At 41.0% G+C, this 17,590-nt stretch carries 13 protein-coding genes, 1 pseudogene and 1 CRISPR repeat array; of the genes and pseudogenes, 4 read left to right on the plus strand and 10 right to left on the minus strand.

Going from position 1 to position 17,590, the window contains the following annotated elements; all coding sequences use genetic code 11:
• Nucleotides 1–642 precede the first annotated feature (642 nt).
• The 8 genes from hpf to ACFQ38_RS16670 form a co-directional block, all read right to left on the minus strand.
• Nucleotides 643–1,206, minus strand: coding sequence for a ribosome hibernation-promoting factor, HPF/YfiA family (gene hpf, locus ACFQ38_RS16635; RefSeq protein WP_336822055.1), 564 nt, complete (start codon nt 1,204–1,206; stop codon nt 643–645).
• A 350-nt stretch (nt 1,207–1,556) separates the two neighbouring features.
• Entirely contained in the window at nt 1,557–3,038 is a 1,482-nt protein-coding gene (locus ACFQ38_RS16640; protein WP_381482352.1) for a methyl-accepting chemotaxis protein, read from the minus strand.
• Between the two features lie 83 nt (nt 3,039–3,121).
• Nucleotides 3,122–4,588, minus strand: a complete 1,467-nt coding sequence (locus ACFQ38_RS16645; RefSeq protein WP_381482354.1) for a methyl-accepting chemotaxis protein — start codon at nt 4,586–4,588, stop codon at nt 3,122–3,124.
• Between the two features lie 375 nt (nt 4,589–4,963).
• Nucleotides 4,964–5,302, minus strand: coding sequence for a flagellar protein FliT (locus tag ACFQ38_RS16650; RefSeq protein ID WP_381482356.1), 339 nt, complete (start codon nt 5,300–5,302; stop codon nt 4,964–4,966).
• Between the two features lie 11 nt (nt 5,303–5,313).
• The gene (gene fliS / locus ACFQ38_RS16655) at nt 5,314–5,715 is read right to left on the minus strand and encodes a flagellar export chaperone FliS (protein ID WP_336822051.1); all 402 of its coding nucleotides are present in this window, start codon (nt 5,713–5,715) and stop codon (nt 5,314–5,316) included.
• A 58-nt stretch (nt 5,716–5,773) separates the two neighbouring features.
• Complete coding sequence (locus tag ACFQ38_RS16660) at nt 5,774–7,339, minus strand: flagellar hook-associated protein 2 (protein WP_381482358.1); 1,566 nt, start codon at nt 7,337–7,339, stop codon at nt 5,774–5,776.
• A gap of 15 nt (nt 7,340–7,354) precedes the next feature.
• A complete protein-coding gene (gene flaG / locus ACFQ38_RS16665; RefSeq protein ID WP_381482360.1) occupies nt 7,355–7,723 on the minus strand; it encodes a flagellar protein FlaG in 369 nt (122 codons plus the stop codon).
• A 160-nt stretch (nt 7,724–7,883) separates the two neighbouring features.
• Nucleotides 7,884–8,588: a gamma-glutamyl-gamma-aminobutyrate hydrolase family protein gene (locus tag ACFQ38_RS16670; protein WP_336822048.1), complete on the minus strand. Its 705-nt coding sequence runs from the start codon at nt 8,586–8,588 to the stop codon at nt 7,884–7,886.
• Nucleotides 8,589–8,728: 140 nt separating this feature from the next.
• Between ACFQ38_RS16670 and ACFQ38_RS16675 the strand changes: the two genes are divergently transcribed.
• Nucleotides 8,729–10,702 (plus strand): methyl-accepting chemotaxis protein, encoded by a 1,974-nt coding sequence (locus ACFQ38_RS16675; RefSeq protein WP_381482363.1) that lies wholly within the window; start codon nt 8,729–8,731, stop codon nt 10,700–10,702.
• A 556-nt stretch (nt 10,703–11,258) separates the two neighbouring features.
• Complete coding sequence (locus ACFQ38_RS16680) at nt 11,259–13,256, plus strand: methyl-accepting chemotaxis protein (protein WP_381482365.1); 1,998 nt, start codon at nt 11,259–11,261, stop codon at nt 13,254–13,256.
• 441 nt (nt 13,257–13,697) lie between these two features.
• Here ACFQ38_RS16680 and ACFQ38_RS16685 read toward each other — a convergent pair whose 3' ends face one another.
• Complete coding sequence (locus ACFQ38_RS16685) at nt 13,698–15,299, minus strand: gamma-glutamyltransferase family protein (RefSeq protein ID WP_381482367.1); 1,602 nt, start codon at nt 15,297–15,299, stop codon at nt 13,698–13,700.
• Nucleotides 15,300–15,547: 248 nt separating this feature from the next.
• On the opposite strand from ACFQ38_RS16685, the gene ACFQ38_RS16690 reads away from it, so the two are divergent.
• Together ACFQ38_RS16690 and ACFQ38_RS16695 are read left to right on the plus strand one after the other, a co-directional pair.
• Nucleotides 15,548–15,895, plus strand: a complete 348-nt coding sequence (locus tag ACFQ38_RS16690; RefSeq protein WP_381482369.1) for a PadR family transcriptional regulator — start codon at nt 15,548–15,550, stop codon at nt 15,893–15,895.
• A complete protein-coding gene (locus ACFQ38_RS16695) occupies nt 15,888–16,508 on the plus strand; it encodes a DUF2812 domain-containing protein (RefSeq protein WP_381482371.1) in 621 nt (206 codons plus the stop codon). Before ACFQ38_RS16690 ends, ACFQ38_RS16695 begins: the two co-directional genes overlap by 8 nt.
• Nucleotides 16,509–16,595: 87 nt before the next feature.
• Here ACFQ38_RS16695 and ACFQ38_RS16700 read toward each other — a convergent pair.
• A pseudogene (locus ACFQ38_RS16700) lies at nt 16,596–16,970 on the minus strand (tripartite tricarboxylate transporter permease); the annotation flags it as partial.
• A CRISPR array of direct repeats spans nt 16,971–17,471; the repeat unit is 33 nt; unit sequence ATTTCAATCCACACTCCCAATACAGGGAGTGAC.
• Nucleotides 17,472–17,590: the final 119 nt, after the last annotated feature.

Genomic DNA, 17,590 nt, shown 5'->3' on the forward strand with positions numbered 1-17,590 from the left:
AGAAATCAATTTTCCTTCAAATAAAACATAGCGATAGTCAACAATTTATAGACGTTCTCCGCTCTAAAACGTTGCAACGCCTTATTCGCATAAACAACTGCTGTCTGATACGCATCAACCACATTAAATACTCATAACCGACAAACTCATACACATAAATACCATCCCTTACGCATTGCGCATGCAATGACCATATAATTTCTCTCAAGACAGCATAAGCACTAACCTCAAACGCATAACTCCCAGCCCGGCGCGCATTAAACTCTTCAAAGCAGCATAAACACCGCCAGCACACGCATATACTCCTACAAAGCAGCATAAACGCCAGCAGCACGCGCATATACTCCTACAATGCCGCATAAACACCTGCAGCACACGCATAAATTCCTACAATGCCTCATAACGCCTGCAACACACACATATACTCCTACAATGCCGCATAAACACCAGTAACACACGCATATACTCCTACAATGCCGCATAAACACCTGCAGCACACGCATAAACTCCTACAAAGCAGCATAAACGCCAGCAACACACGCATATACTCCTACAATGCCTCATAACACCTGCAGCACACGCATAAACTCCCCCAAAACCCGCAAAAAAGCCCTCGAATCACTCGAGGGCCTGTCATCTTTATTAGTTTGTTTCAATTAAACCGTATTTACCGTCTTTCCGCTTATACACAATGTTTGTGCCATCAGATTCCGCATCTGTAAAGATAAAGAAATTATGGCCTAACATGTTCATTTGTAATATGGCTTCTTCCTGATCCATTGGCTTCAGATCGAATTGCTTTGTGCGGACTACTTGGAATTCTTGATCCTCAGTCAAAGCCTCGTCATTGTTGTTCTTCTCTCTCTCAACTGATTGCAAAAAGGCTGCGACGCCTTCTCGTTCACGGAATTTACGATTTACTCTTGTTTTATATTTTCGAATCTGTCTTTCAAGTTTATCAACGATTAGGTCAACCGCCGCATACATATCGTCGTGGCGCTCTTCCGCGCGGAGTGTCAAGTTTTTCATTGGGATTGTAATTTCCACTTTAGTCTGTTTGTCATTGTAAACTTTCAGATTTACGTGGGCTGTAGCATTAGCGCCTTCAGTGAAGTACCGTTCCAACTTCTGGACCTTTTTCTCAACGTACTCACGAATTGCTGGAGTTACCTCAATATTTTCCCCTCGGATGTTAAAGTCTAGCATATGAACTCCTCCTTTAATTAACCGTTGATATATATTTCTCCATATTCTCTCCAAAACCCTTTTTAATTTTGAAGAAAATATTAAGAACTTGTCGAAATGTGACGAAAGCATGTACAGCATTTTCTTGCACATGATAACGTTACATATATAGGTCTGCATACCCCGTTGCGCTTGCTCCTAATCAGAGCGCAGACCTACCATCTTACCGGAAGTCTATAGGTGGATTCAAAAGGACGACTCCGGCTCATACAATGAGCTTTTTCATCCTTACTGCTATTATACCAAACAAACGAGTATTTTTCTTTCTTTTCGATACAATTATTCAGAAAATTAATTAAGAGTGCCTATCTTTATCGTACTTCAGTCAACTCCTTCGTCCGTTTCATCGTCCCTTCCAACGTTCCAACAACTTGTTCATTATCACGAACCGTCTCATGCACTGTCGCATTCACCTCTTCAAGAGAAGCACTTGATTGCGCCAACAACTCCGCGAAATCTCCCGTCATTTTGCCGATGTTCGCCGTTTCATCAGCAATTCTCTTCATCTTCTCATCAAACCGTCCGAACCTCTCATGCAAACGATCCAAAGTATAATGCATCGATTCTACATTTCCTTCTGCCGACACGGTCAGCTTGCCCTGCTCCCTAAGCTTCTCTGTGCTACCCGATAAATTTAACTGTGATTCCTTATTCATCCGGTTTACTTCCGTCAAATTGTCGTTTATTTCATTTAAAGTTTCAGCTGTCATTAATGATAATTTCCGTATTTCCTCGGCTACAACTGCGAATCCTTTGCCATGAGTTCCTGCGCGAGCCGCTTCAATTGATGCATTCAATGCCAATAAATTGGTCTGTTCCGTAATTGTTTCGATTGATTTCGCCAATCCATTCGTCCGTTCGATATTTTCCGTCAAAGCAGTAAAAGAGCGATTCAGATTACCTAAAAGCGCTTCGACATCCATCATTCCTTTACGAACTTTCCTCATCGTATCAACAACTTCTTCGGAACTCTCTCGCAGATAACTTGTTTCTCCAAACATCCGCTCCGCCTCTAACCGCATTTCAGCAACATCCTCACGAGCAGCCTGTGAAAACTGAGCAATTTGTCCGATTTGCGCAGCCTCCTGTTCCACTCCCGCTGCTAATCCATCCATAATGGTTAACAGCTCCTTTTGAGATGCTAAATGCCGCTCTGCCGTTCGCCCAATAGAATCCAAATCATTTGCCACTTCTTCGACGTTATGATTCAATCGCTCACGCTTCTTCGCTTCTTCATTCGCCCGCTCAGTTTGCTCTTGAGAAAATAGGCTAACTTGAGCCTCTAACTTTTTCGTTTGCCTTATCTGAATCAATAAACCCGCCCCTAACAAAATCAGTGTCAACATGACACTTCCTTTGCTCGAAGCAATTTGCTCCTGATGCGGATATTGCCATAGGAAAACGATCATGACGATGATCGACAATCCAAATCCGAAAGACATAATACGCATGGAAGCATGTACGCTTGCAATACCTGCTATGAAAAACGCAATGCCTGCAGTTGCCAATGAAGGATCACCGGCAATCCCATTGAATATCGCTGCAGCAGCTGTAAACCCAATAATAATCCATGGAAAGATCCTTTCGATAAGCTCACTTCTTTTCGCTAACAGGTAAATAATGACCGAAATCGTTACAGGAACCGCCATACTCACTGTTTTCAAACCATCTTGTCCAGTCAATAAATAAAACAAAGTGCCAATGAAACTTGAAGCCCCCAATGTTGCAAATAAAATAAAATTCTTTTTCGCAAATTGCTCCTGTACAAACTGTTCCACATTCCCCATTGCCATCCCGCTCCCCTCTTGGCATCTGTTAATTTGAAATCACGATCGATTGAACAGTTAAAAAATGTATGCAGTAATGCCCTCGCACTTTATTCACATAAACGAACGGCTTCCCTATGCGTCTTCTCTATCGTCTGTGCAATTACCTGCTGTTCATCTGTTAAATTTGTCAATGTGGCATTCAGTTCTTCTATTGAAGCAGTGCTTTGTTGCACGGTAGCGGCAAAATCCATCGTCCGGCGCTGCACCAATTCACTGCTCTCCAAGACAAGGAGGAAGTCCCCTTTAAACTTGTGCAAAGCCTTTTGCAAACCTTCCATTGCAGTAAAAAGCACTTCAAAAGCCTGTGTAGAAGTATTCGCAACAACAGCCTGACTTTCCATTTGGACAAACCCTTCATCCAACTTCGCAACGGACTGTTCAGTATACCGATTGACCTCTCCCAAATTCCGATCGATTTTTTCAAGCGTATTACTCGTTAAACCAGCCAATTTCCTTATTTCCTCAGCAACGACCGCAAAGCCTTTTCCGTGTTCACCAGCCCGTGCTGCTTCAATCGAGGCATTCAGCGCTAAAAGATTCGTCTGCTCCGTAATCGCCTTTATTGAACCAGCGAATTCATTCGTCTCCGCAATTTTATTCGTTAGCATGCTGAACGTTTCATGCAGCTCCTTGAATGTCAAAATAAATACCTGGATTTTCTCCTTTAATTCCCCCATTTTTATTGCACCTTCATCAGCACGCTCCCCTGCTTTAACTGCTTGATCCGCAATGCCACCAAGCCCTTCAAATATTTGCGTTACTGCTTCATTCGCCTGCTCAGTGTTTTCTGCAATTTCAGTAATATGGTCTGCCTGCTGCTGGCTGCTCACACTTACTTCATTGACAGCCAACAACATTTCACGCTGGGAACGAGCATTCGTTTCTGAGCTTTCTGTTAGCTGCGCCAAATAATTTGTAATCGTTTTAACCGTATGTTCCATTTTTTCTTTCAGCTGTTGCTCTTCAAAAGCTTTTGATGCTGTAAGTTGAACAAGCTCTTCCACATGGGCAAAAACTTTTCCATTTTGTCGAACGACCAATAGTAAAATGACACCCGCCAAAAATTGTAAAATAACTAAATTTCTACCGCTCGTCTCGACTAACTGTGGATCTACAAAAAGGCTATTGTTCATAATCATTGCAATGATACTTAATATAAAACCAAACATCATAATGCGCATTTTTCCATGAATCGGTGAAAGAGCCAACAACAAAACAACTACACCAATCGAACCTAAGTTTGCTTCCGAAAAATACATAATTGAAATCGCAATTGCAAAATTTAATAGTAATAATACATAAGGCAAATAGGTCGAAAAAGGACGCCATTTTATTGAAATTACATATGCAAGTAATGCAAAAACAAACGGAATGGCAACTGATAGTAGTATTTCTGCCGGTGATCGCTGTATCAGCTGAGCGACGAGCCCTAATCCCGCAGCTATAGAGAAACCAATAATCATGATTCGATTTTTTTGTAGCCAATCTTCCATTCGTACTTGTTCAAGATTCAATAATGACACACCCTTCAGCAGTTAGGTTAATAGGATCATATTATGACAATATAATAAGTAAATATTATCATGAATGAACAATCATTCATATAGGTGGAACTAACCATTCTGAATACTAAGATTACGTATAAAAATGACCCAATGCTTTGTTTTGAAATTGTGTTATCGCTTAGCGTTGAGGATTTTTTTACGAAATATCAATTCTTTATAATAGATACCGTCAAGACAATTGATCAATTTGGAAAGATCGTACTTGAACCATTTATTAGTCAACTATTAAACTGGCCAGCAGTACTTCTTCTATAATCAAAAAACTGCACCTTACATGTTAGAACGTTCTAACAAGTAAGGTGCAGCTAAAATCTTAATGATTATTTATTGTTTCGTATCATAGAAAGTACCATCTCGCGCTACTTTTCCATAAGGATTTACATAATGTTTCATATGCTCTTTTTTCGACTGAGCCGCTGAAATATCCGAGCGAATCTGCTTCGTAAACGTAGTCAACGCCTGAACGACTCGTTGTTCAATAGCGACCAGTTCCTTTCCGGCCAATTCTTCCTCCGGAGTAAAAGGAGCCACGATTTCCCGTTGCAGTTCATCTCGTTCGTCCAAAAGACGCTCGATTTGTTCAATTAATTCATCACGTTGCTCTTCTCCTGATTGACTGGTCAAATAAAGTAGCCGATCAGCTACTTCTTGCCAGCGTACCATCGCGGGCCGAATCATATTTCATCCATATTCGCATACTGTTTTTGCCGGTTGATCTGAATCACTTGCTTCCAAGTATCGCGAAACTCCGTCATAATGTCCGCAGCTTCATCATAGAACTTGCTTTCATTTTTAATATTCGCTTCTAATAAACGATTATTAACAAAATCATATAACGTCATCATCTGCTCAGACACTGCAACGGACGTATCCAAGGTGACCATCAGCTCAGAAACGATCGCTTGAGCCTTCTGCGTCGCTTTATTTTTCTCCTCGATATCGCCCGTCTCCAATGCCTTCTTCGCCTGATGAATAAATTTCAGACAGCCATTGTATAACATAAGCGTCAACTCGCCAGGCGTCGACGTATTCACCGAATTGTTCTGATACGTTGCATACGGATTGTTTATTGCCATTATTGCTTGTCTCCTTTAAAAGGGATTCTCAAAGCGGATGAATCCGCTTGTCTAGAAATTAGTAACCGCCACCGCCAAATGCATTCATAAGACTTGCCGATTGGGCATTCGCTCTTTGAATTGCCCGCTCCATCGCTGTAAACTGTCTCCATAAACGATCTTCCGTCATTTTTAACCGTTCTTCAAAACGCTCGATTTGCTTGTTCATGTCATCCAAATTCTTGCCTAAAGTGAACGTATCATTCACATCGCCCACTTTACCAGCACGCTTTTGAATAGTCTTTTGAGTTGCATCAACAATTGTACGTAATTGACGGGCAAAACCGTGTTCAGTTTTCTTCGCATTATCACCTGCATCATATGAAAACAGTTGGTGAATCTTGTTCGGATCTTCGGAAATGGCTTTTTTCAATTTATCTTCATCTATAATTAATTTACCGTGATCTAAATAGTTTTTAGAACCCGTAATACCAATATCCTTTAAAGAAATCGACTCATTTTCTCCCATGCCTGGCAGTTTGATAGATCCAGTCAATGCAGTCCGCATTTGCGTCAACATACTTGAAATTTCCGAGTCATTACGCAGCGTGCCGCTTTTCGCCTTCTCTTCCCAAAGCTCGATTTCCTTTTCTGTCATCTCTTTTTTCTGCTCAGCAGATAAAGGTGGGAATGAACGGTATTTCTGCTCTCGTATTTGTTTATTCAAATCTTCGATTAGCGTATTGTATTCATCGATGAATTTAACAACGTTTTCGAAGATTTTTTCTGTGTCTGGCGAGGAGTTGAAAGAAATTACCTTTCTTTCCCCATCAATTACATTTCCGTCTGCATCTAATGGAGATGTAACTTGCTTTAATGACATTTCGAAACCGTTTATTTGAAAGGTATTTGAGGAACGTTGCGTTCGTAAACCGTTATAAGTAAAATCCGCATTTTTCCCTTCTTCTACTTGAACACCTTCTCCAGTTAACTGAAGCTTTTCAGCAAGATTGCCGCCATCAGCATCTTCAATGCTAATCGTTCCCTCGCCACTATTTTTCGCTGTCAAAGCAATTTTTCCAGTAAATTCATCATAAAAAGCTGTTACTTTAGTATCTTGGTTGATTTTCGCAATTACAGCTCCTACTGAGTCATTTACTGAGACTTTTATTTCGTTACCTTCTTCAGAACCTGGAGCTGTAATTTTCAAAGTGACAAAACCATCTTCCGATTCAACACCAAGGTCTGATAACTTAAGCGTATTCATCTCATCAAGTGTATACTTTTCATCAGTAGTGCCATCTTTAACAATCGATTTCCCCTGCAAAGTAGCATTCTTCGCAAGTTGGTGAACCTCAAGTGTCCCAGAAAAATCGCTTGTAGAACTAATATTCTTTACTGCAACATGATCAGGCATTGAAACCGACACTGTTTTATGATTAAAGTTCTTCGATAGAATCATATTATTAAACGCATTCTGACTAAAATCAAACAGCTTTCGATTCACTGCACGGTAATCATCCACTTGCCATTCCAAATACTGTTTCTTCTGGTTAATTTTATTTAACGGTATACGGTTTGCCGTCATCATGTCTTTAATAATCTGTTCCGTATCCATTCCTGTTGCTAATCCACTAATTCGCATTGTTTAAAAACCTCCTCAAATTTTTCGGTCGATAAGCAGTCCGACAAATTCCTTCATTGCCGCGTAGATATCCATGAGCTTCTTTGAAGGAACCTCTCGGACAACCTCGTCTGTTTTCGAATCGACAATCGTAACATAATACTCATTCAATTCATCATGCAGCTTAAACCGCAGCTGTGTATTGACGCTTTCTAAAAACGTATTCATGCTGTCTGTCATTTGCATCGCTTTTTCAACAGGCAGATGGCGTTCCTCTTGGGATTGTTGTTGGGCTTCAACCGATATCGCTTGGACTTCAGCAACCATCACTTCCGTCTCTACCGGAGCGCCTTCCATCCTCGCCCCAATTGGTTGAGATCCATTTCCCCCAATTCGTCCGACCATATTCCAAACCTCCCCATAAACTTGAAACATCGTTACCAATTGTATCGGCTATCCGAAAGAAAAGTTGAGCAAAATGAGACAAAATAACGTATTGAAATGAAATAGATAAGAAAAAGATCCCAGACTTTCTTTAAGTTAAGTCTACGATCTACTTCATCTCTCATTTATTGCTACAACTTTCTATAAATTTTTTAAACAATTTCTCTGATAGAATGTCCCCGTTATTTGCCAGCACTTCCGGATGCCATTGAACACCGATTACAAATTTATGCTTTTCACTTTCAATCGCTTCTACGACCCCATCATTCGCTATTCCCGTAATCCGCAATGGCTTTGCCACATCACGAACAGCTTGATGATGAAATGAATTCACAAAAATCTCGTGAATATTGGCAATCTCTAAAAGTTTACCACTTGAAATCCTTATTGAATGTGAAGCATGGCCCCTCTTTGCAATTTGCTTATGTTGGATTAAAGACTTTTCATATTGCGACTCCAAATCTTGATAAAGCGTTCCGCCAAAAATAACATTTATCATTTGCATTCCTCTGCAAATGCCTAAAATAGGTTTATCCGCATTTAACATTTGACGTGCTAAGCGAATTTCCATTGAATCACGTCCCGGAGTAACACGACCTAATTTCGTATGCGGGTCTTCACCAAAATAGTATGGGGCAACATCATCTCCTCCAGTTAACAGCAACCCATCCACTAAAGATGCGTACTGCATCACATCTTCGTCAATCCCTATTGGTAGAATAACCGGCGCACCCCCTGCCCGGGTGACCGCCTCTATATAAGCATATTGCAGTTGCTGGGTATCCTCATCATCTACATTGCATGTAATTCCGATAACCGGTTTCATGTACACATCTCCTTTTCGTTATTTTATTACAATAATGGTCGTCCAACTCTATACCCAATATTCCCCAACTAAACAATTGTAGTAATTTACCGAAGATAGTTTTGTAATATACTTATTTAAAGGGTTTGGAGGAAACAGCCTTGCTTAAATCAATCAAGACAAAAATTATTGCAACTGTCACTGTTTTGTTTGTAATCGGGATTACAATTATGACAACAATTAGCAGCTTACAAGTGAAAGATCGTACGCAAGATACTGTCATTCAATCGAGTGAAGCGCTTGTCGGTGGCATGAGCAATATTGCGGAAAACTTTTTAGGGCAATACGGAAAAGGGATCGAATTTTTATCGACTGCTAAAAGCTTGCAATCATCTGATAGCAATGAAGCATTTCGTCAATTTAATGAGGAAATGCAGCCGTTTCTTGCAATTTATCCTGATGTATCATCCGTTTACTTCGCATTGCCAGACAAATCGGTAATGATCTATCCAAATACAGACTTGGGAGAGAGTTTTGATCCAACTACAAGAGAATGGTACGAAAGGGCAGCTACTGTATTAGTTGAAGTTGCTTGGTCAAAACCATACGTCGACGCTGCATCTGGTGAATGGGTCATTACAGCATCCAAAGCCGTTATGGCTGACAGCAAAATGATTGGCGTTGTTGCGCTCGATATACAACTGTCCAAATTAGACGAAATGATTTCTTCGACCGAAATCGGTTACGAAGGGATTCCTTACATATTAGACAGCGAAGGAAATGTCATTAGCCACCCAACGTTGAAAGGGGAAAACGTCAAAGAACGGCCTGATATGAAAGAAGTCTACGCTTCGGACTCTGGAGAAGTTCGTTTCAAGAATGAAGAAGGCGTAGATCGACTGAATATATTCTCGACAATTCCTGATTTTGGATGGAAAGTCGGAGCTGTATATGAAGAGAAGCACATTGCCAAAACGGCAAATGAAATGCGGAATTCTATGATCATTATTGCAGCAATCATTGTATTTGCTACTTTTGCCGCATTATACTTTGTCATTAAACAAATCGTTAAACCGATCAGCTCTATGAAAGATGTCATGAATACAGTGTCTAATGGTGATTTGACTGTATTGGCAAATATTAGTACAAAAGATGAAATTGGAGATCTTGGGCAGCATTTTAATACGATGATCCATCAAACAAAAGATGTGATCACTACTGTTCAACAATCTGCCAAAAACGTTTTGCTCAATTCCGAGTCCCTAAGTGCCATAGCCGAAGAGACGAGCGCATCGAGCATGGAAGTTTCCTACGCGATCAATGAAATCGCAAATGGCGCTGCGAAATCCGCGGAAGACGCAGAACTTGTTGCAGAACGAGCTGACCGTTTAGGCAAACAAATTGAAAAAATCATTGAAAAAGCAGATATGATGAATGAAATAGCCCATAAAACAGGTGCGATGAATACCGAAGGAAAAGAACGAATGAATGAAATGAAGCATTCATTTACAAACTATGAATCTGATTTGCGCTCTATGTCAGTGGTCATTGAAACATTGAGCGAAAAAGTGAATGCAATCGGAGGCGTCATGCAGACGATCACGGACATTTCCGCACAGACGAATTTATTGGCATTGAATGCAAGTATTGAAGCTGCACGTGCTGGTGAACACGGAAAAGGGTTCGCCGTTGTTGCTGAAGAAGTTCGGAAATTAGCGGAACAATCATCGCTTTCAACAGACCAAGTACAAGCAACGATTCTTGAATTGCAAGCTGAATACAAAATCGTGACAAATAATATGAAGAAAACAATCGGTAATTTCCAGCAGCAAACTGTTATCGTCAATGAAACAGAATCAACATTTAGCACGATTACTTCACTTATGGAGAAGATGCAAACTTCGATTGAGGAAGTCACTTCTGAAATTGATCGCGTTGTTGCCTATAAAAACGAAGTTTCAGAAACGATCCATACGATGGCTGCTACTTCCGAAGAAACAGCGGCAGCTTGTGAAGAAGTTAGCGCCTCAACTGATGAACAGCTACACGCTATCCAATCAGTCGCACAATCCGCAGAAACACTAACAAAGTTAAGTGAGGAATTAAGCATCGCAGTAGAGAAATTTAAAATATAAATCGATTTTTGTTGGAGTGTTGTGTTGATTGATGAACGTTTTCGCTCAAAGAATACTTGTTCCGATTTTTAGTCTGCAGCCACCCGATACATGGCAGCGACCGGGCAAATTGCGGTATAACCGATCAATCAACAAAGGAGACCTCCCGATACTTATCTTTAACCGCTTGATATCCAACGGCAAACGCCTGATAACAAGCAGCAACCGAGCGGTTTCCTACACCAACCGCCCGATTCGAAGCAAAAAGTGATCAATAAACACTCTCAACTGCAATATACAAACGATTAACTTAAACTCTATTACTAAAAAGCTGTACTGGACGATTAAAGCCGGTACAGCTTTTCAATTCTAACAACCATCTGCTTTTTACTCATTACAATTGTCGACTGCTAAAATGCTTGAAAAGAATAATTAATCCCTGAAAACACTCTCTTCCTATTGTTGATATATTAACTGAATTAAGAACACTATTATTATTTATATATAGCTAAACATAGTACTTAATAATCCGAAATGAAAGGTTGTATGAATAACCTAAAAAAAGGAAGGTGCGACCATGTTTAAGTCCATTAAAACTAAAATTATCGTTACAGTGTCCGTTTTGTTCATTATCGGTATATCAATCATGACTGCACTTTCAATTCTACACGTTAAAGAAAAAACGAGGGAAAGCATCGTTGGGCAAAGTGAAACTCTCATACATGAAATAGGGGCATTCGTTGAAAATTTCATTGATTTGCATGAGAAAGGGCTTACTCAACTATCAAATTCCTCTCATTTGACGGATTTTGCAGATGCTGATGGAAATTATGCTGAATACCTACCTGCCATGGAAAAGGAATTTAATTCATTCCTAAAACTATATGACAATACATCTATGCTTTATTTCGCGTTGCCATCGAAAGAGATGTTGACCGTTCCGAAAGCAGATTTAGGCAGTGACTATAACCCAACAGAATTTGAATGGTATCAGGAAGCAGCTGCGAATCCAGAGAAAGTGTATTGGACAGAACCGCATATCGACCGCGCGACGGGTGAATACTCGATTAGCGCCATGAAAGCCGTCCAAAAAGACGGTAAGCTCATCGGCGTATTAGGTCTTGATATTCGAATGGACCAGTTGGCAGCAGCCATTTCTACGAAAGATATTGGCCATAACGGGTTTTTAGCACTTTTTGATGCACAAGGGACAGCGATGGTTCACCCTGAATCTGCAGGAGAGAATCTGATGGACGCTCCTTACGTTGAAGAGATGTTTCACTACGAAAACGGCAAAGAGCGCGGCGACATTCAGTTTACACATGAAGGCGTTTCAAAGATCAATACATTTGCAACCGTGTCCGGCTTAGGATGGAAGATCGCCGCAATATACAGCACGAAAGAAATTGATCAGCTATCCAATTCCTTGAAATTATGGATGATCATTATAGAAGTCGGTATCTTAATTTTATTTATCGTAGTTCTTTACCCGGTCATCAATCGTACAGTGAAACCGATACAGAAGCTGAAAGCACTTATGCAAGCAGTTTCTGCCGGTGATTTAACGGTCAGATCTACGATTCAGTCAAAAGATGAAATCGGAGAACTTGGAGATTATTTTAATAAAATGATTGAAGACACTAATCGTGTAATTGCTCTCGTCAATCAATCAGCAGAGGATGTACGCACACATTCTGAAGGCTTAAGCGCAACTGCTGAGCAAACGAACGCTTCAAGCAATGAAGTTGCTCACGCTATCGGAGATATCGCAAATGGCGCATCACGTTCCGCGGGAGAAGCCGAGGCCGTTACGGAACGAGCAGAATTATTGGGCAAGGAAATCAATACAATTACCGGGAAAACTGCCCAAATGCAGGAGCTTGCAACAAAGGCCGGTGACATGAATTCCAGTGGACAAACACAAATGAACGAACTAAAACAATCTTTCGAAGGCTGGGAGATTGAAATGAAGTCGATGGCCGAAGTAATTGACACGTTAGAAGAAAAAGTGATGGCGATCAACGGCGTTATGGAAACGATTACCGAAATTTCATCTCAAACAAATCTACTTGCGTTGAATGCCAGCATCGAAGCAGCACGTGCAGGAGAACACGGAAAAGGCTTCGCAGTCGTTGCGGAAGAAGTCCGTAAATTGGCCGAACAATCCGCTCGATCGACGGAAGAAGTGAAAGCGACCGTCATTGAATTACAAGAAGGCGCAAAACAAGTTTCCCAACAAATGATTGACACAAGGGAAAACTTCCACCAGCAATGTATCGTCGTCAACGACACCGAAGTAACTTTCGATCAATTAACGACAGTAATGACTGATATGGAAATTTCGATCAATTCCATTTACCAGGAAATCCAAAAGGTTGCCGTCCACAAAGACGAAGTTAGCGAAACCATTCAAACAATGGTAGCCACTTCACAAGAAACAGCGGCGGCTTGTGAAGAAGTCAATGCGTCAACAGATGAACAAGTACGAGCGATTCAAACAGTGACCGAAGCAGCAGAAACATTGACGGACCTGAGCGAGGAATTAAGCAAAGCGGTGAATCGGTTTAAAATTTGATCGACTGCGTGGATGATATGTGATGAAGAGAGGATGCGTCAACCGATTGCCAGAGAGGGCTCAAAATTACGAAGCAACAAGATTAGTTGAGTGACATACGATCGTGTAAAGTGTGTTACCGATCGTAAAGACAGTAAAGCAGCTCGAAGATTCTTAGTAACTTCTCGTAGGTTCGAGGCAAACGATCGGAAATACAGAGAAGCCGCTTGAAAATACACATATCGACCACTTGTTGCACCCATCAATACTCATTACAAAAACAAAAAGCGCCCAGAAAATCGATTTATCGACTTTTTGGACGCTTCTTTAATTACGAACAGAAGCACTTCTCCAGGTATTTAAACAGCCTCTTCGCAAACCAATCCTCTTTGCATTGATTGTTTATAGTCTTACGTCGGTTATCGCCACTCATTTCTTCTTATTTTAGTGCCTCTAAAAACTCTACCACACTGCAATCGACCCATCTGTCCTCGACTCCGTCCCTCCTGATAAGACGCCTGTTTGTTGGTTTCTCCAAATGATCTGTCCTCTTCCAAAAGATCCGCTGTCGATTGTTGGCACAACTTGATGTCCTTTCCGAGTGAGCGCCTGTGCTAAGTAATTCGGAAAATTGGGCTCGACAAGCAATTTATTGCCCTCTACCCATTGCCAACGCGGTGCATCCAACGCAGCTTGCGGGTTCAATTTGTAATCAATTGTATTAACGACTACTTGGAAATGCCCTTGAGGCTGCATGAACCCACCCATAATGCCAAACGGGCCGACTGCATGTCCGTCTTTCGTCAAAAAGCCTGGAATGATCGTATTGTATGAACGTTTTCCTGGACGCAACACATTTGGATGATGTGGATCAAGCGAGAAATCGACACCGCGATTTTGCAGCCCAATCCCCGTCTCCGGTACGACAATTCCCGAACCAAACCCCATATAATTTGACTGTATGAATGAAACCATATTCCCCTCTTCATCCGCCGTAGCTAAATAAACCGTCCCACCCTTTGGCAATTCAATCGGTTCAGCAATGGTTGCATGCTCTTCGATACTCAAGGCTCGCAACTTTGCGTATTCTTTTGACAGTAAATACCCGGCATCAATAGGCATATCAGCCCCTTCCGTTATGAAAGCTTTGCCGTCTACAAACGCTCTTTTCATTGATTCGATTTGCTCATGTAAAGATTGCACGTCATTTTGCACAGCGGGGTTCATTTCAGAAAAAATATTTAACGCCATCAGTGCGATCATCCCTTGCCCGTTCGGAGGAATTTCCCATACATCATACCCTTTATAATTGGTGGACATTGGAGTGACCCATTCTACTTCGTATTTTTCCAAATCCGTTTTTCTTAAATAGCCGCCGTTGTTCGCAACATGAGTAACGATTCGATCCGCCAATTCTCCTTTATAAAAAGACTCTGCATTCGTTTCACCGACCATCCGCAATGTCTTTGCATGACTTTCCGACCTCCACATTTCTCCGATTGCTGGAGGACGTCCATCCGGGGCAAACGTTTTAAACCATTCATCAAAGTCTGAAGAATTCAACGCTTTGAATTTATGAAAGGCAATCCGCCAATATTTCCCTAATACCGGCGTTAACGGATACCCCTCTTCCGCGTAACGGATTGCAGGAGCCAACGATTCAATTAAAGGCAACTTTCCAAAACGCTTAGAAAGGGCTGCCCAAGCTGCAGGCACGCCAGGCACAGTAATGGGCGTAAACCCGTACATCGGCATCTTCTCATGGCCAGCCTTTTGCATCTCCACAAGTGTTAAAGCCTCTGGTGCAGGTCCAGAAGCATTGAGACCGAATAACTGATCTTTCACCCAAACAAGCGCAAACGCGTCCCCTCCGATGCCATTCGAAGTTGGCTCGACAACCGTAAGCGCCGCCGCTGTTGCAATCGCTGCATCAATCGCATTGCCTCCCTTCTGCATAATTTCAATCCCGGCTTGAGCTGCAAGCGGCTGAGACGTTGCTACCATCCCTTTTCGCGCAAATGCTGTATGGCGCGTCGCCGTATAGGGGTTGTATAAATAATCCATTGTCTTTCCTCCCTCTCGTTTTTCAACAATTCTGCATATTTATTATATAATAGTTTCAAAGTTTTGACAGATATTTTGAAAATGAGAAAATGCCACCAAGTTGCAATCCCCCATCACACATGTCGGCATGACAATGGCTCGAAAAGCATAGATAATTTTATTGCATTATACAGCCTGATTGTATATAGTCAAACTATATAGTTGCACTGTATAGTTTGACGGACTACTATAATGTTAGGGGGAATTATATGGACTTGAAAAAGTATTTACCATTAACGGAAACGACCTATTACACTTTACTATCTTTACTTGAACCTGCACACGGTTATTTGATGATGCAAAAAATTGAGCAGCTAAGTAATCATACAGTAAAGATTGCTGCAGGTACGATGTATGGAGCGATTGAAAATCTATTGAACCAACAACTTATAAAAACTGTAAAGAGTACAGATAAACGTAGAAAAACATATGTCATTACAGAAAAGGGTTTAGAAGTGCTAAAACTTGATTGCAAACGTATGAAGCATATTACCGATATCACTAATCAATTATTAGAAAATGGCTTACCAATGAATGGAGGGATTGAAGATGTATAAGTTCAAATTTTTTATGGACTTCGAAAAAGAGGAGAACTGGTTAGAGCAAATGGCAAGTAGTGGCTACCATTTGGAAAGTACATCATTAGGCTACAAGTTTCAACGAAGAGAACCTGAATTAGCAACGATAAAAATTGACTTTAGGAAGTTTAAGAATAAAGAAGATTTTATCGATTATTGTACAATGTTTGAAGATAGTGGATGGAAGCATATTTCTGGCTCCAAAGGATCGGGTATGCAGTACTTTAAGAAAATAAATGGTTCTGGAGAAGATGAGATTTTTTCTGACAATCATTCGAAAGCCGCAAGATACAAGCGTTTTGCGGATAAAAGCTTTGAATTGGCACTAAGTTTTTTACCGTTACTACTTGTGTTTTACCTATCAGATATTATGAACTTTAATGCGTTTACGAATCCAAAAGAACTTTATTTTACACCGGGTCTATGGGATAAATCCGGAACCTCATTTTGGTTTTCCTTTTTATTTGAAACACCTTTCGCTTTAATGCGGGGGTTCGCTTGGTCAATTATTCCGATTACAGTTATGTTCTATTTATTTTTTGGTTATCAATCGAATAAGCTTTATTTCCAAAACGTAGGAGTTAAAAAATAGATTACAACAAAAGGTCGGAGTGTTTTCTAAAAAGATACAAAAAGCAAAAAGTGGGTTGCTCCTCTTTCAAAGCAATCCACTTATGCCTTACCCTTCTTCTTCCACAATGACTGTTCGCCCTCTCATCTTCAGCAGAAGCGGGATTAAAAGCCATGCTGCCGCTGCGATAATAAAAACAAGTGACAAAGTTTTCGTGAAAAAGATGCTAAAATCACCGTTTGAAATCGTTATTGCCCTGCGCATATTATTCTCAATCATCGGCCCTAACACGTGCGCTAACACGAGCGGTGCGACTGGATAATCGTTTTTTGCCAATAAATAACCGACAACACCGCATCCTAACAGTAAATATAAATCGAATGTCGTATATTGCACAGCGTACACTCCGAAAAAGGAGATTGCTACAATAATCGGCAATAAGTATTTCTTCGGCGTTTGAATGACTTTCGCGAAAACACGGACATTTCAATCCACACTCCCAATACAGGGAGTGACACACGTACGGTTTGAGGGCCTGCCCATAACGGCTATTTCAATCCACACTCCCAATACAGGGAGTGACTTGCTGTATGCACAAATTGTTCTACTTTCTTTTATATTTCAATCCACACTCCCAATACAGGGAGTGACATAGGCACAATTCGGACGACCCCGTGAGTTTCGATTTCAATCCACACTCCCAATACAGGGAGTGACAGTACGCGTATGAGGAAAGTACAGTCCGCTACAATTTCAATCCACACTCCCAATACAGGGAGTGACATGGATGAAGGTAAATGGATATATAACAGCAATATTTCAATCCACACTCCCAATACAGGGAGTGACTTAATCGTATTTTCATCGAGTTTCTTTTCTTTTAATTTCAATCCACACTCCCAATACAGGGAGTGACGGATAAAGCACGTTGCGCGCACGGTACACTTACTCATTTCAATCCACACTCCCAATACAGGGAGTGACGGGCTGGCGGAAAGTGATGATAGTCTAAATTTAGGACTCATTGAATTGGGAGAGTTATAATAAACTTATCCAATTGAGCGGAGTGAAAAAGATGAAAAGACAATATGATAAAGAATTTA

It is taken from the genome of Sporosarcina contaminans, from assembly GCF_042679045.1.
GTDB classification, from domain to species: Bacteria; Bacillota; Bacilli; order Bacillales_A; family Planococcaceae; genus Sporosarcina; species Sporosarcina contaminans.

What these genes read in the sequence shown, in the direction of transcription:
- fliS (WP_336822051.1), bottom strand. Translation starts at nt 5,715, where the DNA reads ATGGCAATAAACAATCCGTATGCAACGTATCAGAACAATTCGGTGAAT.
- flaG (WP_381482360.1), bottom strand. Translation starts at nt 7,723, where the DNA reads ATGGTCGGACGAATTGGGGGAAATGGATCTCAACCAATTGGGGCGAGG.
- hpf (WP_336822055.1), bottom strand. Translation starts at nt 1,206, where the DNA reads ATGCTAGACTTTAACATCCGAGGGGAAAATATTGAGGTAACTCCAGCA.
- ACFQ38_RS16685 (WP_381482367.1), bottom strand. Translation starts at nt 15,299, where the DNA reads ATGGATTATTTATACAACCCCTATACGGCGACGCGCCATACAGCATTT.
- ACFQ38_RS16680 (WP_381482365.1), top strand. Translation starts at nt 11,259, where the DNA reads ATGTTTAAGTCCATTAAAACTAAAATTATCGTTACAGTGTCCGTTTTG.
- ACFQ38_RS16695 (WP_381482371.1), top strand. Translation starts at nt 15,888, where the DNA reads ATGTATAAGTTCAAATTTTTTATGGACTTCGAAAAAGAGGAGAACTGG.
- ACFQ38_RS16660 (WP_381482358.1), bottom strand. Translation starts at nt 7,339, where the DNA reads ATGCGAATTAGTGGATTAGCAACAGGAATGGATACGGAACAGATTATT.
- ACFQ38_RS16650 (WP_381482356.1), bottom strand. Translation starts at nt 5,302, where the DNA reads ATGGTACGCTGGCAAGAAGTAGCTGATCGGCTACTTTATTTGACCAGT.
- ACFQ38_RS16640 (WP_381482352.1), bottom strand. Translation starts at nt 3,038, where the DNA reads ATGGCAATGGGGAATGTGGAACAGTTTGTACAGGAGCAATTTGCGAAA.
- ACFQ38_RS16690 (WP_381482369.1), top strand. Translation starts at nt 15,548, where the DNA reads ATGGACTTGAAAAAGTATTTACCATTAACGGAAACGACCTATTACACT.
- ACFQ38_RS16670 (WP_336822048.1), bottom strand. Translation starts at nt 8,588, where the DNA reads ATGAAACCGGTTATCGGAATTACATGCAATGTAGATGATGAGGATACC.